Annotated in this window: 21 protein-coding genes; 14 read left to right on the top strand and 7 right to left on the bottom strand. The window is 48.5% G+C overall.

Features of this window, described 5'->3' with window-relative positions; genetic code table 11:
• The first annotated feature begins 59 nt into the window (after window positions 1-59).
• Window positions 60-668, top strand: a complete 609-nt coding sequence (locus A8990_RS08835) for a thioredoxin family protein (protein WP_116188656.1) — start codon at window positions 60-62, stop codon at window positions 666-668.
• A gap of 225 nt (window positions 669-893) precedes the next feature.
• Here A8990_RS08835 and A8990_RS08830 read toward each other — a convergent pair whose 3' ends face one another.
• Window positions 894-1,577 (bottom strand): Crp/Fnr family transcriptional regulator, encoded by a 684-nt coding sequence (locus tag A8990_RS08830; RefSeq protein ID WP_181909478.1) that lies wholly within the window; start codon window positions 1,575-1,577, stop codon window positions 894-896.
• A 235-nt stretch (window positions 1,578-1,812) separates the two neighbouring features.
• Between A8990_RS08830 and A8990_RS08825 the strand changes: the two genes are divergently transcribed.
• The 3 genes from A8990_RS08825 to A8990_RS08815 are packed head-to-tail and all read left to right on the top strand — an operon-like array spanning window position 1,813 to window position 5,542.
• A complete protein-coding gene (locus A8990_RS08825) occupies window positions 1,813-3,297 on the top strand; it encodes a spore germination protein (RefSeq protein ID WP_116188654.1) in 1,485 nt (494 codons plus the stop codon).
• 19 nt (window positions 3,298-3,316) lie between these two features.
• A complete protein-coding gene (locus tag A8990_RS08820) occupies window positions 3,317-4,402 on the top strand; it encodes a Ger(x)C family spore germination protein (protein WP_116188653.1) in 1,086 nt (361 codons plus the stop codon).
• Window positions 4,403-4,441: 39 nt separating this feature from the next.
• Window positions 4,442-5,542, top strand: a complete 1,101-nt coding sequence (locus tag A8990_RS08815) for a GerAB/ArcD/ProY family transporter (RefSeq protein ID WP_116188652.1) — start codon at window positions 4,442-4,444, stop codon at window positions 5,540-5,542.
• A gap of 113 nt (window positions 5,543-5,655) precedes the next feature.
• On the opposite strand, the gene A8990_RS08810 is transcribed toward A8990_RS08815, so the two are convergent.
• Together A8990_RS08810 and A8990_RS08805 are read right to left on the bottom strand one after the other, a co-directional pair.
• A complete protein-coding gene (locus A8990_RS08810; RefSeq protein WP_147306790.1) occupies window positions 5,656-5,961 on the bottom strand; it encodes a hypothetical protein in 306 nt (101 codons plus the stop codon).
• On the bottom strand, window positions 5,958-6,839 hold the full coding sequence (locus A8990_RS08805) for an ABC transporter substrate-binding protein (protein ID WP_181909477.1): 882 nt from the start codon (window positions 6,837-6,839) through the stop codon (window positions 5,958-5,960). Before A8990_RS08805 ends, A8990_RS08810 begins: the two co-directional genes overlap by 4 nt.
• Before the next feature lie 216 nt (window positions 6,840-7,055).
• Here A8990_RS08805 and A8990_RS08800 point away from each other — a divergent pair, with 216 nt between their 5' ends.
• On the top strand, window positions 7,056-7,412 hold the full coding sequence (locus tag A8990_RS08800; protein WP_116188649.1) for a DUF1304 domain-containing protein: 357 nt from the start codon (window positions 7,056-7,058) through the stop codon (window positions 7,410-7,412).
• A gap of 115 nt (window positions 7,413-7,527) precedes the next feature.
• Here the strand turns inward: A8990_RS08800 and A8990_RS08795 are convergent, their stop codons facing one another.
• From A8990_RS08795 to A8990_RS08780, 4 genes are read right to left on the bottom strand one after another with little or no spacing between them, the layout of a single operon-like run.
• Window positions 7,528-8,574 carry an acyltransferase gene (locus tag A8990_RS08795; RefSeq protein WP_116188648.1) on the bottom strand — a complete coding sequence of 349 codons (1,047 nt, stop codon included), beginning with the start codon at window positions 8,572-8,574 and terminating at the stop codon, window positions 7,528-7,530.
• The gene (locus tag A8990_RS08790; protein ID WP_245995911.1) at window positions 8,567-9,415 is read right to left on the bottom strand and encodes a D-alanyl-D-alanine carboxypeptidase family protein; all 849 of its coding nucleotides are present in this window, start codon (window positions 9,413-9,415) and stop codon (window positions 8,567-8,569) included. Before A8990_RS08790 ends, A8990_RS08795 begins: the two co-directional genes overlap by 8 nt.
• Window positions 9,367-10,539, bottom strand: coding sequence for an alanine racemase (alr, locus tag A8990_RS08785; protein ID WP_116188647.1), 1,173 nt, complete (start codon window positions 10,537-10,539; stop codon window positions 9,367-9,369). The genes A8990_RS08790 and alr overlap by 49 nt, the downstream gene beginning before the upstream one ends.
• 14 nt (window positions 10,540-10,553) lie before the next feature.
• Entirely contained in the window at window positions 10,554-11,630 is a 1,077-nt protein-coding gene (locus tag A8990_RS08780) for a D-alanine--D-alanine ligase family protein (protein ID WP_116188646.1), read from the bottom strand.
• Window positions 11,631-11,827: 197 nt separating this feature from the next.
• Between A8990_RS08780 and A8990_RS08775 the strand changes: the two genes are divergently transcribed.
• From A8990_RS08775 to A8990_RS08735, 9 genes are all read left to right on the top strand, one after another.
• Entirely contained in the window at window positions 11,828-12,529 is a 702-nt protein-coding gene (locus A8990_RS08775) for a response regulator transcription factor (RefSeq protein WP_116188645.1), read from the top strand.
• Window positions 12,530-12,554: 25 nt separating this feature from the next.
• Complete coding sequence (locus A8990_RS08770; RefSeq protein WP_342772809.1) at window positions 12,555-13,655, top strand: sensor histidine kinase; 1,101 nt, start codon at window positions 12,555-12,557, stop codon at window positions 13,653-13,655.
• Window positions 13,656-13,986: 331 nt separating this feature from the next.
• The gene (locus A8990_RS08765) at window positions 13,987-14,727 is read left to right on the top strand and encodes an ABC transporter ATP-binding protein (protein WP_116188643.1); all 741 of its coding nucleotides are present in this window, start codon (window positions 13,987-13,989) and stop codon (window positions 14,725-14,727) included.
• Complete coding sequence (locus tag A8990_RS08760) at window positions 14,699-15,733, top strand: efflux RND transporter periplasmic adaptor subunit (protein WP_181909476.1); 1,035 nt, start codon at window positions 14,699-14,701, stop codon at window positions 15,731-15,733. The genes A8990_RS08765 and A8990_RS08760 overlap by 29 nt, the downstream gene beginning before the upstream one ends.
• 25 nt (window positions 15,734-15,758) lie before the next feature.
• Window positions 15,759-18,644: an ABC transporter permease gene (locus A8990_RS08755; protein WP_116188641.1), complete on the top strand. Its 2,886-nt coding sequence runs from the start codon at window positions 15,759-15,761 to the stop codon at window positions 18,642-18,644.
• Window positions 18,645-18,647: 3 nt separating this feature from the next.
• Window positions 18,648-19,580, top strand: a complete 933-nt coding sequence (locus A8990_RS08750; protein WP_116188640.1) for an ATP-binding cassette domain-containing protein — start codon at window positions 18,648-18,650, stop codon at window positions 19,578-19,580.
• Window positions 19,581-19,612: 32 nt separating this feature from the next.
• The gene (locus A8990_RS08745) at window positions 19,613-20,665 is read left to right on the top strand and encodes a LacI family DNA-binding transcriptional regulator (protein ID WP_342772808.1); all 1,053 of its coding nucleotides are present in this window, start codon (window positions 19,613-19,615) and stop codon (window positions 20,663-20,665) included.
• A 530-nt stretch (window positions 20,666-21,195) separates the two neighbouring features.
• Entirely contained in the window at window positions 21,196-22,614 is a 1,419-nt protein-coding gene (locus tag A8990_RS08740; protein WP_116188638.1) for an ABC transporter substrate-binding protein, read from the top strand.
• Window positions 22,615-22,891: 277 nt separating this feature from the next.
• Window positions 22,892-25,795, top strand: coding sequence for an extracellular solute-binding protein (locus A8990_RS08735; RefSeq protein WP_116188798.1), 2,904 nt, complete (start codon window positions 22,892-22,894; stop codon window positions 25,793-25,795).
• The last annotated feature ends 91 nt before the right edge of the window (window positions 25,796-25,886 follow it).

Here is a 25,886-nt window from a genome sequence, read left to right as displayed (position 1 = left end):
AAAGCTGCGGTAAAGCGGTCTGCAGTATCCCCAAAATAATGAAGAAGGTGCGTGAAGAAATGGAAGCACAATTGAATCTAAAACACAAAATCGGTCAAGGGATTTCTCCGCAGCAGTTCGCGGATGGAATGAAAAATCGGAATATGGAAAACAGCAAAATCCTGAATACCAAAGAAAAGTTTGACTTCATCTACGATAACTTCACATTGGCGCAAGAAGATCAGAAATCATTTTTTACCGCTCTAAACAATCGCTCCGACCTGCACTGTTTGATACTATGCACAGATTGGTGTCCAGACGTCATCTGGAACGTTCCTTTGCTGTTTCGAGTGATGGAGCAGAGCGGCATTCCGACTGAAGTGTTGCCCATGGAGGAGCATCTGGAAACCATGGATCACTTTCTTACAAATGGCGGGCGAAATCAGCCGATCGCGGTTTTCTTGAATGCGTCCGGAGATGTACTAGGCAGATGGGGAGCACGCCCAGCCTACATTCAGGCCGTGATGGATCGGTTTAAAAAGAACAATCCAGACAAACAGGCAGCCGATTATATGGAGAAATTGAATCAGACATATGGGGAGATCGGAGAGCTCTATCAAGTTAGCAACGAATATCAAGAAGTTATCCTTCATGAATTAAGAGATTTGTTTACGGCCTTTTCTTCGTGAATTGAAATGCGATGGGGATTTGGGGAATTGATTGAATATCCTGCTGAATGGACAGTGGCCAAGCTAGGCCGGCATGACGATGAATTTGATTCCTGTCTTCACAGCAATAAACCCTTTAAAAAAACGACCGGAAGCGAACGCGCTTCCGGTCGTCTTTATTTCGGTCTGAATCGCTGGCAAAACTTTTCTCGGGATGTTTGCAGTCTGCAGCAGCTCTGGTCGAGGTTATTCAGATCGGGTTAGTATCTCAGCATCTACCTGAACAGACTTACGAGACGTTTTGATAACCCCATCCTTTACAAGCCCACTCATGACTCCACTGACGGCTTCTCGAGTTACACCAAGCATGTTAGCTATCTCTTGGTGCGAAAGAGGGAGATCGATTAAAGCATAACCATCTATGATCGTACCAAATTTTGAACTAAGCATCGTCAACATATGAATCACCCGATCGCGGAGACTGTTGAATGCAATTTGTTCTAATTGTTCTTCTCTTTCCTTCAACCGTTCACTAACTGCTTTTAGAAGTTTCAACGCCAGAATCGGTCTGCTTAGCATAAGCCGGTCGAATTCTGCTTCCGATATAGAGCAAACTAGTGTAGGTTCCATGGCTTCAATGAAAACATCTTTAGTACCAAACGAGATGGCATTAATTTCACCAAACATATTCCCACGAGTCAATATACTTAGAGTAAACTGCTTCCCACTTTCGTTTAGTTTGTATACCTTAAGCTTGCCTTCTTTGACGAAAGAAAGACCTTCGCGAATCGTATCGGGAGTTTGAACCAAGGCTTCTTTCGCTATCCAATTGAAATGATGAATGGTATTTAGTAAATCAATTTCCTTCATTTCTTCGCTGGTCATTTCCTCAAAAATGCTGATTTGAGATAAATACCATAGTTTATTCATTTGGTATTCCTCCATGTATGAATTCCTCCATTTTAGGAAAAAGGTATCAATCATTTATATAGAAGTCTCTGTCGATTCATCATGCTTGATAAAGCTCATGATGTCAACGCATCCTGAACTTCTCAACAAGGGCTAGGGAAAAACGTTGTGGTGTGAATAAAAAGGAGGCTTTTACCAAAAAATAACACAGTCCAAAACTATTTAGAGACTTTAGCCAGGAAGGGTTTATATCGCAATGACTTCAGAATTTAAAAACCTCGGTGAATTATTACAATTATCCAGACAATCGAGTGACTTTAAGACAACTGTGATTTTACTTGGTAAACAAGAAGTGAGTATTTTCTATTATAGTACTTTAATCGATGCGAAGTGGATGCAGCAGCATTTGATTCTTGTATTGCAAAATCGGTCATTGGATTCCGAAATCAAGGATATCGAAGATATTAAGGCCTGGATTCCCATTAATGATGTAGAGATTACCGACGAGATAACCACTATTCAATCTAAACTGCTGAAAGGTTATGCGATCGTTCAACTTCATGAAAACGATCAAAAGTGTTTATTGGTTAATTTAGCCGACAATCATGGATTGCGAGAAAACAATGATACGGAAAACGAGTTTAGCGTCGTCGGCCCTAAAATCGGTTTCGTAGAGGATCTGGATACAAACATCGGTTTGCTCAGAAAACTCCTCAATATTCCAAACCTGATTATAAAAGAAATTATCGTTGGAACAAATTCAAAAACAAAAGTCGCAATCATTTATATCAATGGGGTGACAAATGAACAGAACATTCAAACTCTTGAAAAAAGACTTACTGAAATTGATTACGACGTCGTGTTTGATTCGTCGTTATTGGACCAAATGATATCAGACAATTCTTTCACGCCATTTCCATTGTTTGTTTCCACAGAACGGAGGGACCGAGTGGTTTACTCACTTACTAGTGGGCAAGTCGCGGTCGTTTCCGATGGTTCACCTTATATTGTTACAGGCCCTGCTACGTTGTATGATTTTTTCATTTCCGCAGAAGATTATTATCTGCCTTGGATATTAGGTTCTTTTTTTCGATTGATTCGCATCTTCGGTGTCATTTTTTCGATGTTTGCCTCGGCATTGTATGTTGCAATAACCACATACCATTATGAGGTCATTCCAAAAGATTTGCTTAGCCCGCTTATTTTTTCCAGACAATACGTTCCATTTCCGCCCTTCTTTGAAGTGCTCTTTTTAGAAATAACCATTGAATTTCTTCGGGAGGCAGGGGCCAGATTACCTACAAAAATTGGCCAAACCTTAGGGATTGTCGGAGGAATTGTTATCGGTGAAGCTGCCGTTCAAGCCGCTTTAACAAGTAATATTTTATTAATTCTTGTCGCGCTATCGGCTTTAGCCTCATTTACGACACCGATATATAAGATGTCAAATACGATACGATTTTTACGCTTTCCGATTATCATTCTGTCAGCGTTATGGGGGGGGATTGGCATATTTATCGGGGTGGGTTTTCTGTTCGTCCATCTTATTCGTTTAAGATCATTAGGCTCTCCTTACGTTGTTCCGATTTTCCCCTTAAGGATTATGGAATTTAGCGACAGTTTTATACGTTCATCCTTTCAAATTCTGAATAAAAGACCTCAACGTTTAAGACCCAAATCTTCAGTTAAGTATTTGCCTAAAAAAGCAGTTAAACAGAAAAATAACCTCGATGAAGAATAAATGATGAAAGAGGGCCATTATGTACAGATGGAAAACCTTTTCGGTTATCATTTTGTTCGCCGTTTTATCGGCTTGTTCCGATCAAAGAATTGTGAATCAGATTTGTCTTGTCCATGCGATTAGCTTTGATACCGTTTCGAATGGCAAAAAAACCGCTGTTTTAATTTCTCACTTTAAAGAACAGGGAAAAACAGAACTGCAAATTTTACATACGGTTTCCAACTCTAATATTTCTCTGCCACGACTAAATACGATGACAAATGATCCCCTTGAAAGGGGACAGATAAGCATGGTTTTATTCGGAAAAACGAGTGCAGAAAAAGGGACTGGGACTGTACTCCATCATTTTCTCCGCGATCCTAAATTTTCATCGCGGATTCAGCTTGCAGTCGCGGATCGGGATGCTTCGGAATTGTTGGAAATCACCAAAAAAACCCAAGAACCGTTTTATTTATCGGATATGATTGAGCAAAACATGAGAAGCGGAAATTTACCGTTGATGAACCTTCATGTATCCTTGTTTAATTATTATGGTGAAGGACGAGACATGTTTTTACCGTATTTAAGAATAGAGCACGGAGAAGTAATAATCGATGGTCTGGCTTTATTTAGAAGGGATCGAAAGATAACCGAAATTAGCATGAAGGACGCTTTCTTATTAAAAATGCTTATTCAGAACTCGAAGAATGGAAGCCTTATGGTTCCGCTTGCAGGAAAAGCATCAAACAAACCGAGTGAAGATTTTATTTTATTGAGAAGCATGCATTCAAAGGCAAACTATATTGTGAGCACTGTTAATCCAGTCCCATCAATTTCAATTCGATTGAAATTGGTGACGGAACTTCAGAATGTCCCGGAATGGGTGGATTTGAGATCAGAAGAGCAGCTTACACAACTTGAAAAAGCGTTGAGTTCTTATTTTAGAACAGAAATTGAAAAATTTCTTTCCCTATTGAAGAAAAATAAGGTTGATCCAGTCGGCCTGGGCGACTTAGTAAGAGGTCGGTCTAGGGAATGGAATGCCCAGGATTTTGAAAAGATTTATCAACGAATAAAAACAACAGTAAGCGTTCAGGTTAAGATTGCCAGTACTGGTAGTGCTTGAACGAAGTCTGGAAGTATAGCTTGGTGAGGTGTTTCGTACATGAAAAATGCTGTTGACGAAAAATACTTAATATCTCCCTTCCTAATTGTACCTCTAATGTATGTCAGTATGGTCGGGGTCGGAGTTCTGAATTTCCAACGAGAATTGGCCGAGCATGCTGGATATAATGCTTATATTTCTGTTATTTTAGTGGGGATCAGCCTTCATTTCATCATATGGATGATTTATAAGATTTTAAGTTCTAATCAAGCAGGTCTAGATATAACTGTAATCAACAATGCATGTTTCGGGAAAATTGCAGGGAACATAATCAATCTCGCAATCGTTCTTTATTTTTTTTTCGGAGCTTATATTGAATATAAAGCCTATATTGAAGTTATTCGAGTCTGGCTCTTTCCAGCAATGAAAATTTTACCTATAAGCGTCGTTTTGGTGTCGTTTATATACTATACCGTATCAGGCGGGTTTCGGACTGTTACCGGACTATGTTTCTTGGGATTCCTTATGACACTTATTTTTATTATTCCAGAGAATTTGTCACTGTTGCCGTATTTACATCCGTTAAATTTGATGCCTCTTTTAAACCATTCAATAACCGACATATTGCTCTCCTCTAAAAGCATGCTATATCAATTCCTGGGATTTGAAGCACTTCTGCTCTTTTACCCATTCATTAAATCACCGGAAAAATCTCAAAAATGGGCACATTCGATGGTGTTCTTTGTGACACTACTGTATTTGATGGTATTAATCGTAACGTTTATGTATTTCAGTGAAGGGCAGCTGCGCGAAATCTCTTGGCCAACGCTTAATATGCTCAAGATTATTGAGACACCCGTTTTCCAGAGAGTAGAATATTTAGCGATTTCCTTGTGGTTGCTAAAGAATTTATCAGGCATATGTTTGAGCTTATGGGCGGCATGCCGTGGAATGAAAAGCGTCGTCTTACAGATAAAACCGCGAATGAGCTTGCTTGCTTTTCTGGTCGGATTTTTGATATTAGAGTGTTTTCTGAAGGACCGCAGCTCATTTCGATGGATGGCCGAGTTTTATTCAGACGTCGGACTTTATTTTATTTATGGATATATCCCGCTTATGTTCATTGCTACGCAGTTAAGGAAAACTTGGAATAAGGGGTAATAGTGCAGCTGATAGGTTCCAAATATCTCATTAGAAAAAGCCGCGAATATCGCGGCTTTTCCTTAACGCTTCATGCAAGCTTTGTATTTCCTTCGTATCACACGGCATGACGATCATTCATTAAGTATGAGATTGATTTTGCTCCGAACAAGCTTTGCGACGGCTTCGGCGGTTTTCTGGCCGCTGAAATACACTTTGGATTCATTCCGAATCGTTTCTTCTATTTTTGAAGGTGCCCGCACCCAATGGACGGCTCCCGTCAAAGCTTCTTTTAACGGATCGAGTATTTCGGTGTCAACGGTCACCTCAGCGTGCAATTCTGATTGCAAGGTACCCGCATCTTCCAATTTCTTGACTTGCAAATCGTATGCAAGCTTGTTGATTGGAAAACCGTAGCTTTCTTTGGAATAATCGGTCAACGACTCCGCTTCGTCGTCCATGAGAAATTTAAGGAAAGTCCACCCTCCCGCTTGTGGGTGGAACTTGCGTTAATGCCTATCGTGCCCTTAGTGGAATAGTAACCTCCAGCGCCTAATTCATGCGGATGCGGCTTCGTATATAGTTTCGTTTGATCGGCAAAACCGTTCATTAAATAACTTTCAAACGAATCGATCGGCCATGCGTTGAAGTAAGCCTTCGTGCTTAAGGTGATCGCGCTGCCTCTTCCGCCGCCATCCGCGACCATGTCGAACAGCAGGCCGTCATCGATCATAGCCTTCACTTGATGCATAAGATCGACAAACGAATCCGAATCAAACTTTCGCTCTCCGCTCTCCTCCTTGACGAGCTGAGTGAAATTATCAGCGACCATCTCGCTCAGCAGGATGGAAGGCTCGCTAATTAGCGCGGTTTTATACTCGCCTTTCTGCTGCAATTGCTCAGCTGTATCTATGAAATCGTCCCACGTCCATTCGCTGTCGTTAATCGATATCCCGGTTTTGCCGATTACCTCTGCATTGCCAAGCAAACCGTCAAGATAGAAGTACAGAGGTATGCCCCACAGACCATTATTCATTCTCGCATTGTCCAAGATGTTGGTGAAGTAATCTTGCGAACGAAACGATGCATCTCCTGAGATCATGTCTTGCAAATCAACGAGCAGATGACGATCCGCATAAGCTTCTAAAGGCAAGATGTCCAATTCCACTAGATCGGGACCTTTATCCGCCAAAATTGCAGTATTCGTGGTGGTCAAGAACTTCTCCCTGTAAGCAGCTGCTTCGTCCAAATCTTTCCCATAAGAGGGTGTTGCTTGGAGCTGTATATGTACGTTGGGATGCATGGATTCATATTTCATTACGGCCGTCTTCATCTGATCGCTCAGAAAATTGTATTTGTCCGAAGTTCAGAATAAAGGATAGATATGGCCAACTTGTGACAGGAACGCAGCGAAAATGTTATCATTGACAATTTATAGACACTGACATAACATTCGGATGTTATGATGGCGATTGGATAACAGAATCATTAATAGACTACGCTAGAATAGTAAGCCTTTGGGGAGGAACGATACATGGTTGGAACACTGCTGGTTGGACTTGTAGCTTTGGAGCATCTCTATATTCTTGTATTGGAGATGTTTCTGTGGACGACACCGCGTGCGATGAAGTCATTCGGAATGACGAAGGAAGAGGCGGTGGCCACGAAAACGCTTGCCGCGAACCAAGGCTTATATAACGGGTTTCTTGCAGCTGGCTTGGTGTGGGGAATGGTACATCCGAACGATCAGACCGGGGAATCGATCGAAATCTTTTTCTTGATTTGCATTCTAGTTGCAGCGCTTTACGGTGGAGCGACAGCGAAGCGTTCAATCTGGTTTGTTCAAGGGATGCCTGCCTTGATTGCACTCGTGATCGTATTGGCTCTGTAAGATAGGTATGAAGAATAGGTAATGCGCTATCTGCGGTCATTCCTAAATATGGCAACAAGCGATTGAGCAGAACTGCTCAATCGCTTGTTTTTTATAAAGAACCATTCATGGCTGGCTAACCTATAGCGTTAGATATTCGCCAAAGGCGGCGTTTCCGGATAACGGATAACAACCAAACTGAAACTACGGAAATGCCGATCGAGAATACACATACAGCGATGAAATGTAGCAAGCTGTTCGTAATAAACAGCCGTTTCAAATGCGTCGCTCTAGCTGCTCCCCGAACAAGAACGATGGCTAACGGATGTAGAATATACACCCATGTCCGCCACTCCCGAAACCTTCTGCTTGCCGGCACCTTCCACTGCAAAGCCCAACGAAATAAATAATAAGTTGCAGGCAGCGCGAACACATACATGCTGTCATGCCGAGGTATGTCTGCCGAATGCAGGAGCATCCCTTCTGCGAACATCAATCCGAGCGATATAGCGAATAAGGATGCATTGACGATTCCCGGTCTCGCCGGTGTGTTCTTCTTGGAGGCCCAAGCGCCAAGAAACAAATAAACTGGGGCATAGAACAGTCCATTGCGGGTGTAATCAAATCCCGTAAACATGCCCTCATAGATTTGGTTGAGCCCTTTGCTATTGTGCATGATGCCATAGTAGCTGTCTCCAAGCAGTCCGATGATATATAAGAAGCCTGCCGAAGCAAGCATGGCTTTGAACGACATGATCCTGTACATCATAAAAGTGAGGATGAGGCCAATAAGTAATGCAGGCAAATACCATAAATGATAGAAGGTACCGTCGAATACGATGTCCTTCAAGAATGAATACGGAGACCAGGAATCGTGAAAATAACCCATATACAAATTCAGCGGAAGATAGAGCACAATTGCGATTGTATATAACTTTAAGATTTTCAACAGGTAGCTGCGCAGAGCCATCCGATCCGTTGACGGGTCTCCTGTCAGCCTGCGGAACAATAAGAATCCGGCAGTCATGAAGAAGATGGGAACGGCAATGCGGGTAAGCAGATTGCTCACGAGAAAATCTGCAGTAGCGCTGAAAGATTTAAGCGGGCTCGTGTGATTGGCAACAACCAGGAGAGCAGCAATGAATTTAAGCCAATCGAGCCCGCCGTAATTCGATCTAGCCATAAGCGCGCCTGCTTTTATCAAGAAATGCTGTCACAATAAACCCGTCTACATTATTCCCCGATAAGAGGTATCGATCGCATAATACAAGAGGAATTGTTGTATAAGCTCCAATGTCAGCCGGAAAGTAATAAATCTCAACGAAGGATTGGTCATCCTCATAGAGAAGATGGTCGTTGTCGTAGATGTAGCTTCTGAGTACATCAATATATTCCTCTAAGCACCAATTTTGCCGCTCCATAATCTCGGCATGCGGATAACCGATATATCGGAAATGCCATGGCTCGCATGAGATTTGCGTGAGAGCTTCTTTTCCTTGCTTATAGCGCTGTATGAAACCAAAGCGTGCAGCTAGCTGCTTGAAGGACATATATACGCCGGAGTCCGGAAAAGCTGGCGCGATGAAATCGACATCCTCGCGCAACATGCCAACGTCAATGGCCAGGCCTGTTTGATGCTCGCTCCGATCAGGCAATGCGACATAGCGTGCGGTGTAATCTGCGCCGTTCTCGGCCAATGAATCGTTATAAATTTGCTCCTGATCTTGCTTGGACCTATAGCCGCTTACAGCAATAATATGGTCTATTCCTTGGGATGCCTCGAGAAGGGCAGTCAAATGACCTAAACAGGTCTGCTCCAGCAGTATATCTTCTTTCATTGTATGGATAGCCGGAATCGAGCATAGCGGGATTAAACGATCGGGAGAAATCGTCTGTTGAATAGGGTTCCCGGGATTGATCAGAACCAGATGTCCTTGGTGAATTCCGAAATTAGCAGCCTGAATCGTACGACTCGTTATATGACGGCCCGATAGATTTTGCTTGGCCAAGTTTGGTTGTCCCATCCTGCGCGCGCCTCCTCGCAATCGTTGTAAGTTCTTGCAATTCTAACTCCAAGCGAAGTGGATACTTCTTGCGGCACGCTTCCGATATGGACAGCAAGCTCCGCGAAAGTAATACACTGCTCGTCTTGAGAACCGATTAAAGTAACAGGTGTCCCTTCCTCACAAGGCCCTGGAAGCTTAATCATTAGCTGATCCATGCAGATTTTGCCCACAATAGGAGCACGCCGCCCACCGACCAATACATCCGTGCCTTGCATCCGCTGCGTCCAGCCATCTGCATATCCGATCGGAACTGTTCCGATCCATTCATCCTTTTCGGCTCGGTAGGAATTGTCGTAACCGAGCACTTCGCCTTTTGCCAGCTTCTTCACCTGGATGAGTTGACTATGCAGGCTCATGGCCGGCTTGAGCTTAACAGGACAAGAAAGATTCAAAGGATAGAATCCGTACATCGCCGCGCCGATTCGGACCATATCCATCGCCAGTTCTGGAAACCTTAACGCGGCAATACTGCCAGCGCAGTGATAATGACGGATGTCCAGACCGGATGAAGAACCCCAAGCTTTCATCTCGATAAAGCGGGAAGCCTGCTGATTCAAGAAGCTGGTATCGGCCTGGCCGGCCGTTGCAAAATGCGTATAAAAACCATCTACTTCGATATCTTCGGACCGCAGCAACGGAACAAGCTCATCCCATTCTTGTTTCGTGCGAATGCCGATTCGCCCAAGGCCTGTATCCATTTTGACATGAACCCGAAGCTTGCTCTCGGAGCCATACGGCTTAAAGGCACGCATCTCGGAAAACCATTTGGCACTTGTAACGGTTAAGGCTAAGTCGTGCTCAAGCGCCAATTGCACATGCTCAGCCTGGATAGGCGTCAACACGAGAATAGGACACTTCAACCCGGCGTCGCGCAGCTTGATCCCTTCTTCGAGATAGGCAACTGCTAAGTAATCAGCACCGCCCCTAATCGCGGCCATAGCCGACTCTATATCGCCATGCCCATAGCCGTTTGCCTTTACGACTGCCATCAGCTTCACTTTTTTTGGAAGAGATCGGCGGATGTTCAGCATATTCTCACGAATACGGTTCAAACTAATTTCAGCCCAAGTGTTTCGTAACATCCCGTACACCTCGCTTATTTCTTATATTGAATGGTTTGTTTATCTTCGTGCCTAGAGATCGCGTGTCCAATTAAATGTTCAATCAGCTCGGAGTAGGAGGTTCCGTCAGTGCGTTCCCACATAACGGGATACATACTGAAATTCGTGAATCCGGGCAACGCATTAATTTCGTTGAGATACAATCGACCTTCTCCGTCAAGGAAGAAGTCGACGCGCGCAAGACCTTCGCAACCATGCGCTTGATAGGCTTGTATAGCCAACGTGCGGATTCCCTGGGTTAGATCCTCGGGCAGCTCAGCGGGAATTGACATGGTAAGCCGTTTGTCCATGTACTTGGATTCGTAATTAAAGAAGATGTGATCATGTATGAATTCGCCGGGCAATGAGGCAACAGGCTTGCCATTGCCCATAACAGCTACTTGGATTTCCCGGCCGATCACCTCGCGCTCGATAACGAGCTTCTGATCATAGGAGAAAGCCTCATGGATACCGGCGATCAACTCCACGCGGTTCGTGCATCTGCTAATACCGATACTGGAACCGAGGGAGGCAGGTTTGACATAGCATGGATACCCAATGGATTCTTCCGCTTTGAGCAGCAGCATGTTCTCATCCGTTCTCCATTCCTCGTAACGGCATGCCAGGTACTCCGTCTGATGAATGCCGGCTTGTGCAAGCACATGCTTCGACATCGCCTTATCCAAAGTTAATGCGGAAGCCAGCACTCCATTCCCGACATACGGGACATTCAGCAGTTCAAGCAGGCCTTGTACGGTACCATCTTCTCCGTTTGGGCCATGCAATAGCGGCAATACGACCTTGGCACCAGACATTGCCATCACGCCGGATAGGATTTCGCCGATGGACCTGGCAGGATCGTGAAACTTGGGCTCTGCAATCAAATGTTCGGCCGTCAATTCTTTCTGGGTAAGTTGTTCCGGCGTGCACCACAAGCCTTCTCGGGTAATATAAACGGGATAAATCTCGAAGCGGCTTTCGTCAATGGAACCAAGAACCGTAACGGCCGTTTTGAGCGATATTTCATGTTCGACGGATTTTCCGCCGTATAGCACGTATAGCTTTGTTCTCATATGTTCATGCCTCCGGGTATTATTCTTGTCCGTTGTTCTATAACCAAGGATAACTTACGAGCCCGCAGCAGTTCGTAATACAACCTGAAGGAAACCTTAAGAATTTCTTATTTGTGTTTCGGAGTGATCCGCTATGGAGAAGATTTCTGATAGACTATAGCCACATTCATTAACCGGAATATAGATGGGGGTTTTTTATGAATACCATTCAAATTTTGATTACGGATGACGACATTGAGATCGCGGAGCTGATCAAAATCTATTTGACAAACGAAGGCTATCAAGTCTTGATAGCTGGCAACGGCCGTGAGGCAATGGAGGTGATCGCCAAGGAGGATGTCCAGTTGATGATCCTCGATGTGATGATGCCGGAGATGGACGGCTTGGAGGTTGTCCGGGCCGTACGTGCGCAGTATGGCATTCCGATCTTGATGCTGAGCGCAAAAGCGGAGGACATGGACAAGATTATGGGGTTGACGACAGGCGCTGACGACTATATGGTGAAGCCGTTTAATGCGCTTGAGCTGATTGCAAGGGTGAAGTCTCTGCTGCGCAGGTCCAATTACTTAAATACACAGCTTCATGCTGCACAGGAGCAAGACATCATTCAGATTCATCCTCTGAAAATAAGCAAGAAATCGCACACCGTAACTGTGGAGGACCGCGGCATTAATTTGACGTCGACGGAGTTCGATATTCTCTATTTTCTGGCGAGCCATGCTGGTCAGGTGTTTAGTGCGGAGGCGATATTCGAAGCGGTATGGAAGGACAAGTTTCTGGATTCCACGAACACCGTAATGGTTCATATTAGCAAGCTTAGGGATAAATTGGATAGCGAGCTGGGCGGCGTGAAGCTGATACAGACCGTATGGGGAGTAGGGTACAAAATTGATTCTTAGTCCGTGGAAGAGCCTTCGTTTCAAGATGTTATATTTATTCGGCATCAGCATACTAGCCTCCGTCTTGACAGTCGGTTTGATATACCTGGCTGCGGCCAGCGCGTATAGTAATGAATATCTCGATCTCCCTCCTATATTGAGTGAGGCTCTGAGACAGCTCGGCCTCTTGGCCACGTTTATTATTGCATGCCTTTGTTTCTTTTTTATGTATTTCTACATATTCAGCCGCTCGGCAATCCGGTATTTGTTGCGCATTTCGCAAGGAATCGAACAGATCGCCGGCGGGGATTTCGATACGCGGTTACCGGTACAAGGAAATGACGAGCTTGGGGGATTGGCAGAAAACATTAATAGGATGACTGTTCAACTTAAGCTCTCGATTGAGGAAGAGCGGCGTGCGGAGCGGACCAAAGTCGAGCTCGTTACTAACGTTAACCATGATTTGCGGACACCTTTAACGTCTATTGTCGGGTATTTGAGGTTGATCGAAGCGGACCGTTACCGAGACGAAGTGGAGCTTCGGCATTTCGCACAGATCGCCTACGAGAAATCAATCAGACTGAAAACGATGATCGACGATTTGTTCGAATATACGAGGACCAGCGGGGGATTGATACTTCATCCATCACCAATAAATCTTGTAGAGATGGTAGGCCAATTGGCGGCACAATTCCGTCTCCAATTTGAGCAGGCCGGGATGAAATGCTGCTTGGCACTACCGGAACATTCCATCATAATCGATGCAGACGGGGACAAGCTTGTACGGGTATTTGAGAATTTAATCGCCAATGCCATTCAATATGGCAAAGATGGCAGAAGGATCGATATCGAGGTCAAGAGCGAAGGAGTTCAGGCAGTCGTTGAGGTAGCCAACTATGGCGAGCCTCTGCCAGCGGCGATCATTCCATTGTTGTTCCAACGGTTTTATCGCGGCGAGCAGTCTCGTTCACGGAATACCGGCGGCTCTGGGCTAGGTCTCGCAATCGCCAAGAACATCGTGGAGCTTCATCATGGCTCAATTTCCGCTGCGAGTAATGAGGGTAAAACTTCTTTTGTGGTTAAGATTCCACTCGCAAGCAGTAACGAGGATAATGCCAATGAGGGAAGCCTATTGCAGCCAAGGTAGTTCTTACTGTTGACATAAATACCAGAATATCTAACCGAAGATCTTGTACCAATACAATCTTGAATTGATTTTGCAGGTATGTATGATTGGTTATCCTTTTGTTTTGCTCAGAATTAATGTAGCCTAAATGCGAAAGCCCAGGATGAGATTCCTGGGCTTTTTGCATCTGCGCAGAAGACGGGCTCGGTTATTCAGATAATGATCCGAACGAAATTTTAGGGTTTCCCTAAAAATATGAATAACAAAATAACTAAAGTTTGCAAAACAGATATACTAAATTTTTACTGTTTGCTATAGTAGTGGTGTAGAAATGTAATCGCTTACTGAAACAATGCCGCTTGACGAAGGGGGATTGATTTTGAGTGGATTAAATGCTTCAAGAGCTCCGATATTGGATGTCCGCAATGTGACGCGCGTTTTCGGAAGAGGAGAAACGCAGGTTTTCGCATTAAGAGGCGCTTCGCTGAGCGTCGGCACGGGTTCTTTGATTGCATTGAAGGGGCGGTCCGGCTCGGGCAAGACGACCTTGCTTAATATTATGGGCGCGCTGGATTCGCCGAGCGAAGGCTCGATCTTCTACGGCGACAGAGACGGAAGCCGAATGAGTGAACAGCAGAAGAACGAGATGAGAAAAAAAGAAATCGGGTTGATTTTCCAATCGTTTGCTTTGGTGCCGTACTTGAGCGCGTTTGAGAACGTCGAATTAGGACTTCGGATTGCCGGATTGCCTGCTGCAGGACGCAAACAGTTAGCCGAGGAGGCACTTGCCTTTGTCGGGCTGGCGCAGCGCATGCACCATCGCCCGCAGGAACTGTCGGGCGGCGAGCAGCAGCGGACCGCGATCGCACGGGCTATCGCCCACAAGCCGAAGCTGATCTTGGCGGACGAACCGACAGCCGAATTGGATTCCCGCATGGGCAAACAAATCATTGAAGTATTCCGTGAACTGGTTGGCACCTTAGGCGTAAGCGTCGTGCTCACAACCCACGACCCGCACATCATGGATCTTGTCGATCAGGTTCATGCATTGGAGGATGGACGAATTGGTTCGGAAAGCATCAAGCGTGCATAAAACCCGGGCGTTTGCGCTCGGAGTACTGCTCCTCGCGAGCTCCGCTTCGGCAGGCTGCAGTCTGCTGCCGAATGAGCAAACGCCCTTAAAGCCTCCGCTCGTCAAGCCGGCGCAGGCTGAAGTCCGGACGATTGACGCCAAGAACGGCAGCATCGTCAAGCAGGTTGCGGGCTCAGCGACCTTTGTGCCAACAATGATCGAATACTACCAACTGCAGGACGCCGGCGTCATTCATTCCGTGGACGTTAGGGCGGGGAGTGCCGTGAAGAAAGGCGACGTGCTCGTAACGCTTGAGAATAGCGGGTCCGACATCGAACTGCTTGAACGTCAAATTGATTACGAACGCAAGAAGAAGACGCTAGGCGATGCCATTAAAGCCGGGGACAAGGAGAACACGCATATTGCGAAGCTGGATTTAGAGCTGGCAGAGCTGCTGTATAACAAGGCGAAGTCGAAGGCGGACAGCAGCGTCATACGTGCCAAAACGGATGGCGTCGTCTCCTATTCGACCGATCTGCAGCCAGGTGATCATTTCGACGCAGAGCGGGTGCTGGTGGCAGTCGCTCAGCCTAGCGGCATGCGGCTCTCTCTCGAGGTAACCGCCAATTCGGCGCTTGCCGATATAAAGATCGGAATGGATGCGGATGTCATTTATAAGGACAAAACGTACAAGGGCAAGGTGACGCAAACGCCAGCTTCCGCTCCGGAGACGGCTGACGAACGGCTGCGCGATGAATACAGTAAAACCGTGTACATCGAGCTGGCCAAGCAACCCGAAGGCGCCTCGTTCGGCGCGCATGCGGAAGCTCGGATCATTGCCGCCCGCCGCGATAACGTCATCGTGCTTCCGAAGAGCGCGATCCGCGCATATTTCGGCCGTACGTTCGTTCAAGTGCTGGAAGGAGAGCGGCGCAAGGAGATCGATATCGAGACCGGTCTCACAACCGCGACGGAATACGAGATTGTGAAAGGCGTTCAGGAAGGAATGAAGATTATTCTTCCGTAAGCCACCGGGGGGAATCGAGGAGATTATGTCCGTTCTCATCATGCTTCTTCGAAAGATGGCCAGAAACTACTGGCTCGTCATCTGCTTATTCAGCGGCATGCTCTTATGTATCGCGCTAACGTCCAGTATGCCGATCTACAAAAATGCCGTTCTGCATCATATGCTCGTGCAGGACTTGGAACGTAGCTACGAACAGACAGGGGATCACCCAGGGATGATCGCAGCGCAGTTCACCATGCAGACCGACAACGCAAAGGTGCAGGCAAACGTGTTGAACAGATTTGATGCTTATTGGTCTTCGCATATCACCGGCAGCCCGCTGCTCCATGTCACGCAGGATCAGAGGTTAGTCGAGACGGTTCGATTCGGTCTTACGCCTGCCGATCCTACGCGCATTGATCCTAAAGTAAAACGCAGCGCCAAACTTGCCATGCGCTCCGGCATCGAAGATCATGTTCGATTAATTGACGGCAAGCTGCCTTCGACATCGAAGGTAAGCGGCGTTTACGAGGTCATGGTCACAGACAGCGCGCTCGGACAACTCGGGATGCTGCTCGGGCAGGAGTACGATATCAAGGATCCGAAGGTGAAAGGGCAAACGATCCGCATCAAGCCGGTCGCCGTCATCGTGGAGAAGGATCTGAGCGATCCGTTCTGGGGCATGCAGGATTTGAAGAACGATCAGAACACGCTCTTCCTGCCGGCTCGGTTGTTCGAACAGGATTTCATTGCGAAGCGTCCGATCATCATCGGCAAGCTAGGCGGGACGGCGATCGGCGATTATTCGCAATTCGATCTCGATACGGCCGCTTATGTCCTGCAGCTGAAGTCGAACCTGGCGCCGGACATGATGGGGGCGTACAACTATTCTGTCAGCTCCGCCGTCTCTGTGCCGGGAAGCGAGGCAATGATCGCATACAGCGAGCGTGAGAAGACTTTGCGTACGCTGCTTTGGTCGCTTAACGTGCCATTGTTCATTCTCATCACGTTCTACTTTTACATGGTTACGAGCATGCTCGTCGAGCGCCAGCAATCGGAAATCTCCGTGCTTCGCAGCCGCGGAGCGTCGAGATTTCATCTCGTATTGATGTATGCGGCCGAATTCGGGCTCCTCGCCATCGCGGCCTTCGCGATTGGTCCATGGCTTGGCGTCGCTTTTACCCGAGTACTCGGATCGACGAGCACATTCCTGAATTTCGTTGACCGAGGATCGATGAAGGTGGAAATGAACGCGGAGAGCTGGAAATATGCAGCCGGCGCGGTAATCGCCGCCTGGGTGCTCAATCTGATTCCGGTCTTCATCGCGACGAAAAATTCGATCGTCGACCAGAAACGTGCGAAGGCTCGCGAAGGAAAAAGGCCAATTTGGCAGCTTTTCGGTGTCGACATCGTGCTGATTGCAGTCGCATTGTATGGACAATATGTGTTCCGTCAGCGAATGTCGGACCTCGTCAAGCTGGGGCTCGACGGTAAATCGCTGTCCGCCGATCCGCTGCTCTATACGATCCCGACGTTGTTCATACTCGGCTTCGGCCTTCTGATGATTCGGCTGTATCCACTGTTCGTGGCGCTCTTCTACCGGGTTGGCAGGAAGCTGTGGGCGCCGCAATATTACACGACGCTGCTGCTGGTTATCCGCCGGAATCGCATCTATCACGGGCTCATGCTGTTTCTGATTCTGACTGTCGGCACGGGTATCTACAATGCAAATACGGCACGAACGCTGAACACGAATATGGAAGACCAAATCTGGTACGCCGCCGGCAGCGACATCGTGCTTCGCCAGCACTGGGAGAACGATAAGCCGCCTGCCGCCTCGCCGATTCCGCAGTCGACACAGCCGGTGCAGTCAGCGCCGCCGCCGGACATCATCCACTACTTGGAGCCGCCGTTCGAATTGATCGAATCGCTGCCGGGCGTAGATACGGCCGCGAAGGTGTTTACGAAGGAAGAAGGGGAAGCCTGGCTGGGCACGAAGAGCGGCAAGGTCAAGCTGGTGGGCATCGATACGGATGCCTTCGGCAATGCCGCGTGGATGAAGGACAGTCTGACGCCGTACCCGTTCTATGAATATATGAATTTAATTGCCTCGGATACGCATGCGGTGCTGCTTTCGAAAACCGCCGCCGATTATTACGGCGCCAAAGTAGGCGATACGCTGGATGTCGGCTGGGAAGGGATCAGGCCGACGCGTCTCGTCGTATACGGCATCATTCCTTATTTTCCGGCATTCAACCCCAATCCGGTCGCCGGAGCTAAGGAAGGTGATGATGGGAAGCCGCGGAATCCGATGCTGATCGTCGGACATTTGGATACCATCCAGAACGAGCTCGGCATGGAGCCGTACGACGTCTGGTTGAAGCTGAAGCCAGGCGCGAACAGACAGGCAATGCTAGACGAGATGGACAAACGCCAGATCAAGCTTGAGAAGTTCGAGGATACGATCGGCCAAATTTCCGAGAGCCGCATGGATCCGTTCCGGATGGCGATCAACGGCGTCATGACGCTGGGGTTCATCATTTCGCTTGCGATTAGTTTCCTTGGTTTCATGCTCTTCTGGCTGCTCTCGCTCCAGGGACGCATGCTGCAGTTCGGCATATACCGAGCCATGGGCATTTCCTTCAAGCAGCTTCTTGGCATGATAACGCTGGAGCAGCTGCTGACGACGGGGGCCGGTTTCTTCATCGGCATCGCGACCGGATTCGCCGCTGGGCAAATTTACGTGCCGTTGTTCCAGCTCTCGTTCGATCCTGGCCGAATTGTGCCGCCGTTCCAAGTCATTTCGGATCATACGGACATCTTCAGGCTCGGCATCTCGACCTGTTTCATGCTTGCTGCCGCGCTCGTCATACTGACCTGGCTGCTCAAGCGAATGAATATTCACCAAGCGGTCAAGCTCGGGGAGGATTAGCTATTGATTACATGCGAGAATCTAGTTAAAATCTATAAAACTGCCGAAATCGAGGTCGTTGCGCTGCAAGGATTGAACTTGCAGGTAAACCAAGGCGAAATGGTCGCTGTCATCGGTAATTCAGGCAGCGGCAAATCAACCTTGCTGAACATGCTAGGGGGTCTGGACCGCCCTTCGGCTGGCCGCTTGACGATTGCTGGCAAGGATATGCTGAAGCTGACCGACAACGAGCAGAACGTCTATAAACGTGAAACAGTCGGATTTATTTGGCAAAATAAAGCTCGAAATCTCGTCCCCTACTTGACAGCGAGAGAGAATGTTGAAATTCCGATGCTGCTCCATGACCGGAAGAAGAAACGGCTTCGGGCGATGGAGCTGCTCGAAGCAGTCGGGCTAGGTTCTCGGAGCGGCCACAAGCTTCAACAACTCTCGGGCGGCGAACAGCAGCGCGTGGCCATCGCAATCGCACTGGCTAACCGGCCGAAGCTGCTGCTCGCCGATGAGCCGACGGGCGCGCTGGATACGCGGACATCGGATCAGATCATGGCGCTGCTCCGCAAACTGAATGCCGAGATGGGCTTGACCATCGTTATCGTGACGCATGATTTGGATTTGGCCAAACAAGTGCAGCGAGTCGTGCTCATTAGGGACGGCCGGACTTCGTCGGAGATGATTCGGCGAACGGAAGAGCATGAGTCAGAGGACGAGGCAGGAGAAGAGACAGGTCTTGATACCCATATTGAATATGCCGTCATGGATCGTTCCGGCCGGATTCAAGTGCCCGAGCATTACTTGGAAGCCGTAGGCGCCAAAGACGCGGACAAGGTACTGCTGCGGCTGGAAGAGGATCATATCGTTCTGCGTCCAGTTGTGCCTGCAGGCACAACTGGGGAGTCGGAGCGATCGAACAGCATGACGACTAAACGAAAAATATAAAGAGAAACGGACGGGTCATCATGAGAGGAAAAGTGAGAATTCAAGAAATCGCCGATTTAGCAGGTGTATCCAAGTTCGCTGTTTCTCGTGCATTGTCAGGGAAGAGTGGCGTGAGCGCCCAAACGAGGGAGAAAATTTTGCGTGTCGCCGGCCAATTGGGTTACTTCAAGAACAACGAACAACCTCAGCAGCGCTTCACGAGCGAGCTGCAAGAAATCGAAGAGATCAAGTGGGACGGCACGATCGTGGTCATGTTTCCGAACTTGCGGTATCAGAATCGGGAGCATATCTATTGGGGGCCAGTATTCGAAGGAGTATCCTCGCGCCTTCGTCAGCGCGGCCTTGATATCATTACCATAACGGAGCCTTCCGACGATAATGTCTTCAAGCTGCTCAATCCGGAAGCGATCCAAGGCATTATTACGATCGGAACCGTCTCGACGCAAATTTTGCTCAAAATCAAGCAAATGGACATTCCGGTCGTCATGGTCGACCATAGCGATCCCGTGTTTGCATGCGATACGATCTTCACGGATAATTTCAACAGCATACAGCAGATGATGATGAAGCTAATCAGCAAAGGCTACCGCAAATTTCAGTTTGTCGGTAACATCAAGGATGCCCAAAGCTATTTTGACCGTTGGCTTGCGTTCCGTTCCACGCTGGAGAGCTGCCAGATCGAACTGCAGCAGGATCCAGTGCTGATCGGCCCCGAAGCGCAGGATATCTTCCTCTTGTTCAAGCAATACCGACCGGTTGACCTGCCGGAAGTTTATGTATGCGTGCATGACGTCCATGCGCAGTTCTTCATCGATCATCTGTACGGGCTGGGGATCGAAGTGCCTGCTCAGGTCGCGGTAACCGGCTTCGACAACACCTGCCATTCCCATCCGATTCTCGCGACAGTGAACGTGAATAAGGAGCTGCTCGGCATGCGTGCAGTGGATCAGATGCTATGGCGCATCCAGAATCCGGAAACCGCGCATGAGAAAAAACTGATTTATGCGGACGTTATCCTCCGGGAGAACTATGCCTACCTGTTGAACGGCGAAGTTGAGCGAGAGGAAGCCGATGCGGAAGCTTGATAGCTTGAGGTGCCAGCCTAAAGTTTTGTTAAAATTTTGTTGTTATTGCTTCTTTTTGTTTTCGGTTTTCTTCATCATATGACTGAATTACACTCACTTTTCCCTCTCTCAGTCCATACTTGACCATCCTATTGGATAAAACACGGATTGTTCCAGGAGTCTCGGCCTTCTCGTTTCGTTTGTAGATAAAGCTGCAAATGCCAACGATGAGATGCAGGGCTCTTTTTTTTTGTGCGTAGACAAGGCTCCAATAGACCTAAAAAAATAACAAAACGAAAACAAAAGAGAAATAAAGTTGCAAAAATGTTGTGAAACTTGCAAAAAAATAAATTGACTGATTTTGGCTGTCGATGCTATTATTGGCATGTAATCAACTAACACTTCGCAAACCGGTGGTGATGGGGGTACGTTAAAGCAAAGAATGAAAACGGTTACGAAGAAGAGAAGCGAATAAAAACATCTCGGAAACCGGTGGACCTTGCCGGAGCAAACAAGTATTGCTCACTAAAAAGCGGGAGGTTGTTTTGCAAATGAAAAATATGAAAGCACTTACAATTTTACTTGCGGCAACGATGCTTACGTTAACGGCTTGTGGAAGCAGCAGTAACAACTCAGGCGGTAACACGGCGGGCAATCAACCTGCCAACAACGCGTCCACGAATGCGACAACCGGCAATGACGCGGCAGCAAACAATGCAACGACCGGCAACGACGCTTCCGGCAATAACGCGGCAGCGACAAACGATGCCGCACCTGCTCCAGTCGATCTTGGCGGGCGAGAAATTCATATCTCCGCATGGTGGGACGGAACGCCAAAGGGCGACACGGCCGATTCCAAGAAATCGCTCGATAAGCTCCACGAAGTCGAGAAGAAATACAACGTCAAAATCAAATACGACAACATCCCGTTCGATAAATACATGGATAAGTTCACGACGGCCGCACTCTCCGGAACCCCAATGGCCGACATCTCCATCCTTGAGTTCAAGCGCGCGCTTGCCCCAATCAAACAAGGCTTAATCCTTCCTCTCAGCGAATACACACAAGCAACCAGCGATATCAACAACGAACAAGAACATACCGTCAAGCTTCCGCAGCTTCTTGGCGACGAATACTTCTTCGGCGGCAAAGGCGTATCGACAGTAGGCATGTTCTACAACCGCGATCTGTTCAAGAAACTAGGCTTGCCTGATCCGCAAGAGCTTTATGCTAACGGAGAATGGAACTGGGATAAATTCCTTGAAGTCGCGAAGCAAGCGACGACGGATACGAATAACGATGGCAAGCCGGATACATGGGGCTTCTCGGACTGGGCGCCAGGCGCGGCTCGCGACTTCGGCGCAACGAACGGTGCGCTGTTCGTCAACGACGACCTGACCGTCGGCTTCACAGATCCGAAAATGATCGAAACCTTGGAATTCATCAACCGGCTGTACAACAAAGAAAACGTCGTGAAAGTGAAAAAAGGCGACAAAAACAGCTGGGACGAAACGTCCACGTTCAAAGACGGCGACGTCGCGATGTCCTCGAACTTCGACTGGAACGTCGGCGGTCTGCCGTTCGAAGTCGGCGTCGTACCGAATCCTCAAGGTCCAAGCGGCGATGGCAAATACACCTACGCGAACACGGCTCAGAATGGCTGGGTCATTCCGAAAGGCGTAAAAGATCCGCAAACGGTTTATCAAATTTATGAAGAACTGCAAGACGTGCCTTCAACGGAAGAGTACCTCGGCCAAAACGGTCTGGAAGCCCTCTTCAAAAACCAAGCGGACATCGATATGGCGCTTCAGCACATCAACAATACCGGCCGTATCTCGCTTGAAGAAGGCGTTGCCGACTACCCTTGGTTCTCGGTCTTGGATGATATCATCAAGAAGAACCAATCCGTTACCGCAACGGTAGAGAAGTATAAAGCACCTGCACAAGCCGCACTTGATAAATTGAAATAATTTATTGACACTTGCTGGTATTGAAGGGAGGGGAGACCGGATGTGCCGGTACAACCCTCCTTTTTTATGCAAATTAAGCATAACAATCAGCAAATAAATCGGATAACAAATATCAAACATTAGGATAATCTGTTTGGTATATAAATAGGTTCGTTATGTTGCATTTGGACGATGGTACGCGAGTGCGCTTTCGTCAGCGGGATGCGTAATCCGCAGAACAAGCCGCCGCATAGGAGGGCTAACATTGAAAGGTAGAAAACTGCTTAAGAAATGGGGAATGACGGCGGCATACGTCGTCATCGCGGTTGTACTGCTCGTCGTATGGACCCGATCCGGCAATGACGGCACGGCAGCCGCAGGAGGCCAATCGGCGTTTGCCGAAGGCACCTGGTCAACTCTTCAGAATGGCCGCGGTGATTATGCCGAGTATCTGACGAAGCATGAGAACACCGGATTCGCCAATCAGGAGATTGTCTTGGATGCCGCAAGCTTTACCAAGACGGAAGGCAATGGCTTCGAGAAGCTTAATGATTATGAAGGCAAGACGGGCACGTCGCTCAAAACCGGCGAGCAAGGCAGCGTATCCTGGGACGTCGACGTGGCACAAGAGGGCTTTTTCAACATTGCGCTTCAATATTACCCGATTGCGGGCAAGAGCTCGAGCATCGAGCGTTCGCTGCAAATTGACGGCGTCGTTCCGTTCACGGAAGCATCATACCTGCAATTCGATCGCGTGTGGGACAACGAGCTGGATCATGTGAAGCAGGATAATTTGGGCAACGACCTGCGTCCGGAGCAAATCGAGAAGCCGGCATGGCGCGAAGCGCTGCTCGAAGATTCGGACGGCTACTACGCCGATCCGTTCAAGTTCTACCTAAGCGCCGGCCATCACACGCTTACGTTCGTCTCGCAGCGAGAGCCGATGGTCATCCATCAGCTGAAGCTGTATCAGCAGCAACAGCCTGCGCCTTATGAAGCAACGCTCAAGCAGTACGAGAAAGCCGGACTGAAGAAGGCGGACAGTCAGCTAGTTACCGTTGAAGGCGAAGCGGCCGTCGCGAAGTCGTCGCCGACGCTGTATCCGCAGACGGAGCGTTCCACCTCCTCGGTTACGCCTTACAGTCCAAAGCTCATTCGGGTCAATACCATCGGCGGCTATAACTGGCGTCTGCCGGGGCAGTGGATCGAGTGGGAAGTCGATGTGCCGGAAACGGGGCTTTATAAAATCGCCATGAAATCCAAGCAGGAATTCGTACGCGGCTTATACTCGACGCGCCGCCTCCTGATTAACGGCGAGGTTCCATTCAAAGAAGCCGAGCAAATACCGTTCCGCTACAAGAACGGTTACCGCATCGACGTTATGGGCGGCGACGAGCCGTACCTGTTCAAGCTCGAGAAGGGCAAGAATATCATTCGCGTGGAAGATACGCTCGGCGAATTCGCTCCGTTAATTCGCGAAGTGAAAGAGAGCCTGTACAATCTCAATGCCATGTATCGCAAGATCATCATGATTACAGGCGCATCACCGGATAAATACCGCGACTACCGTTTGGACAAACAAGTGCCGAAGATGCTGGAAACGTTCCAATCGGAGAGCGACCGACTTACGGCCGTCAGCATTGAACTGAAGCGGCTGTCGGGCGGAAGCAGCGATTCCGAAGCCTTGCTGAAGACGATGTCGCTGCAGCTGAAAGAATTGGTCAAGAATCCCGATACAATTCCGCGTCGCCTTGCCGCATTCAAGAGCAACACCGGCGGACTCGGAACATGGCTGCAGAAGGCGATCGAGATGCCGCTTCAGCTCGATGCGATTTACATCGCTTCGCCGGACAAGAAATTCCCTTCGTCCGGAGAAGGCTTCTTCTCCAAGCTGAAGCATGAGCTGTCGACGTTCGCGTACTCCTTCGTAATCGATTATAACCAAATCGGCAACGATTCGGATGCGAAGAACCAGAAGTCGATAACCGTCTGGATTGGCAGCGGCCGCGACCAAGCGAACACGCTGAAGGCGATGATTGACGAAACGTTCACGCCGCAGACGGGGATCAATGTGAGTTTGAAGCTTGTGCAGATGAACACTTTGCTTCCGGCAACATTAGCCGGCCGCGGCCCTGACATCGCGATGCAGATCAGCAACGACATTCCGGTCAACTACGCGATGCGCGGTGCGGCTGCCGACTTGTCGCAGTTCCCCGATTATCAAGAAGTGGCGAAGCGGTTCCGCGACAGCGCGCTTGTTCCCTACACGTACGAGAAGGGCGTATACGCGCTGCCCGAGACGCAAACCTTCAATATGCTCTTCTACCGCAAGGACGTGCTGGCGGAGCTGGGGCTAGAAGTCCCGCAAACCTGGGACGACGTTTATAAGCTGCTCACCGTCCTGAGCAAGAACCGGATGCAATTCGGCATGCCAATTACGGTACCGCAGACATCGGTGCCGGTCCCTGGCCAGAACATCCCGCCGAACTCGATCTACGGCTCGCTGCTCATGCAGAACGGCGGTCAATTTTACCGCAATGGCGGCAAAGAGTCCGATCTGGATTCGAAAATTGGCGTCGAAACGTTCAAAACGTGGACGGATCTGTACAGCGACTACAAGCTGGAGCGCGAATTCGACTTCGCGAACCGGTTCCGCACCGGCGAAATGCCGATCGGCATCGTGGATTACACCACGTACAATCAGCTCACCGTATTCGCGCCGGAAATTCGCGGCATGTGGGGCTTCGCGCCGATTCCGGGCACGAAGCAGCAAGACGGCACCATACGCAGAGATACGCCGAGCACGGGTAACGGCACACTGATGCTGAGCAGCGCGAAGGACAAAGATTCGTCTTGGCAATTCATGAAATGGTGGACGAGCGAGAAGACCCAAACCAATTTCGGCCGGGAGATGGAAGCGCTGATGGGAGCTTCCGCGCGGTATCCGACGGCGAACATCAAAGCGCTAGACAGCTTACCTTGGCCAGTAGCCGATTACGATAACCTCAAAGCACAGTTCGAATACGTCAGAGGCGTTCCCGAAGTGCCTGGCGGCTACTTCACCGGACGTCATCTGCAGAATGCGTTCTTGAAAGTGGTCGTCGAGAAGAATACGGAAGCGCGCGAATCGATTATGGATTATACCGGGTACATTCAAGACGAAATCAAAGCGAAGCGCAAAGAATTCGGCCTGCCGGAATAAGGAGGGATCCACGTGTCAACGATCGATACACCGAGTCAAACATCAGTGACGGTAGCCGCCGGGAAGCCAGCCGTAAAAACGACAAGTTGGT

Origin of the sequence: Paenibacillus taihuensis (assembly GCF_003386535.1) — a bacterium.
In the GTDB taxonomy this organism is placed as follows: Bacteria; Bacillota; Bacilli; order Paenibacillales; family Paenibacillaceae; genus Paenibacillus_Z; species Paenibacillus_Z taihuensis.
Note: the sequence above shows the minus strand (reverse complement) of the source record. Positions and strands in the feature narration are given on the sequence as shown.

Excerpts from the sequence above, each read along its gene's own strand:
- A8990_RS08835 (WP_116188656.1), top strand. The coding sequence starts at position 60 with ATGGAAGCACAATTGAATCTAAAACACAAAATCGGTCAAGGGATTTCT.
- A8990_RS08830 (WP_181909478.1), bottom strand. The coding sequence starts at position 1,577 with ATGAATAAACTATGGTATTTATCTCAAATCAGCATTTTTGAGGAAATG.
- A8990_RS08825 (WP_116188654.1), top strand. The coding sequence starts at position 1,813 with ATGACTTCAGAATTTAAAAACCTCGGTGAATTATTACAATTATCCAGA.
- A8990_RS08820 (WP_116188653.1), top strand. The coding sequence starts at position 3,317 with ATGTACAGATGGAAAACCTTTTCGGTTATCATTTTGTTCGCCGTTTTA.
- A8990_RS08815 (WP_116188652.1), top strand. The coding sequence starts at position 4,442 with ATGAAAAATGCTGTTGACGAAAAATACTTAATATCTCCCTTCCTAATT.
- A8990_RS08805 (WP_181909477.1), bottom strand. The coding sequence starts at position 6,839 with ATGAAATATGAATCCATGCATCCCAACGTACATATACAGCTCCAAGCA.
- A8990_RS08800 (WP_116188649.1), top strand. The coding sequence starts at position 7,056 with ATGGTTGGAACACTGCTGGTTGGACTTGTAGCTTTGGAGCATCTCTAT.
- A8990_RS08795 (WP_116188648.1), bottom strand. The coding sequence starts at position 8,574 with ATGGCTAGATCGAATTACGGCGGGCTCGATTGGCTTAAATTCATTGCT.
- A8990_RS08790 (WP_245995911.1), bottom strand. The coding sequence starts at position 9,415 with ATGGGACAACCAAACTTGGCCAAGCAAAATCTATCGGGCCGTCATATA.
- alr (WP_116188647.1), bottom strand. The coding sequence starts at position 10,539 with ATGTTACGAAACACTTGGGCTGAAATTAGTTTGAACCGTATTCGTGAG.
- A8990_RS08780 (WP_116188646.1), bottom strand. The coding sequence starts at position 11,630 with ATGAGAACAAAGCTATACGTGCTATACGGCGGAAAATCCGTCGAACAT.
- A8990_RS08775 (WP_116188645.1), top strand. The coding sequence starts at position 11,828 with ATGAATACCATTCAAATTTTGATTACGGATGACGACATTGAGATCGCG.
- A8990_RS08770 (WP_342772809.1), top strand. The coding sequence starts at position 12,555 with ATGTTATATTTATTCGGCATCAGCATACTAGCCTCCGTCTTGACAGTC.
- A8990_RS08765 (WP_116188643.1), top strand. The coding sequence starts at position 13,987 with ATGCCGCTTGACGAAGGGGGATTGATTTTGAGTGGATTAAATGCTTCA.
- A8990_RS08755 (WP_116188641.1), top strand. The coding sequence starts at position 15,759 with ATGTCCGTTCTCATCATGCTTCTTCGAAAGATGGCCAGAAACTACTGG.
- A8990_RS08740 (WP_116188638.1), top strand. The coding sequence starts at position 21,196 with ATGAAAAATATGAAAGCACTTACAATTTTACTTGCGGCAACGATGCTT.
- A8990_RS08735 (WP_116188798.1), top strand. The coding sequence starts at position 22,892 with ATGACGGCGGCATACGTCGTCATCGCGGTTGTACTGCTCGTCGTATGG.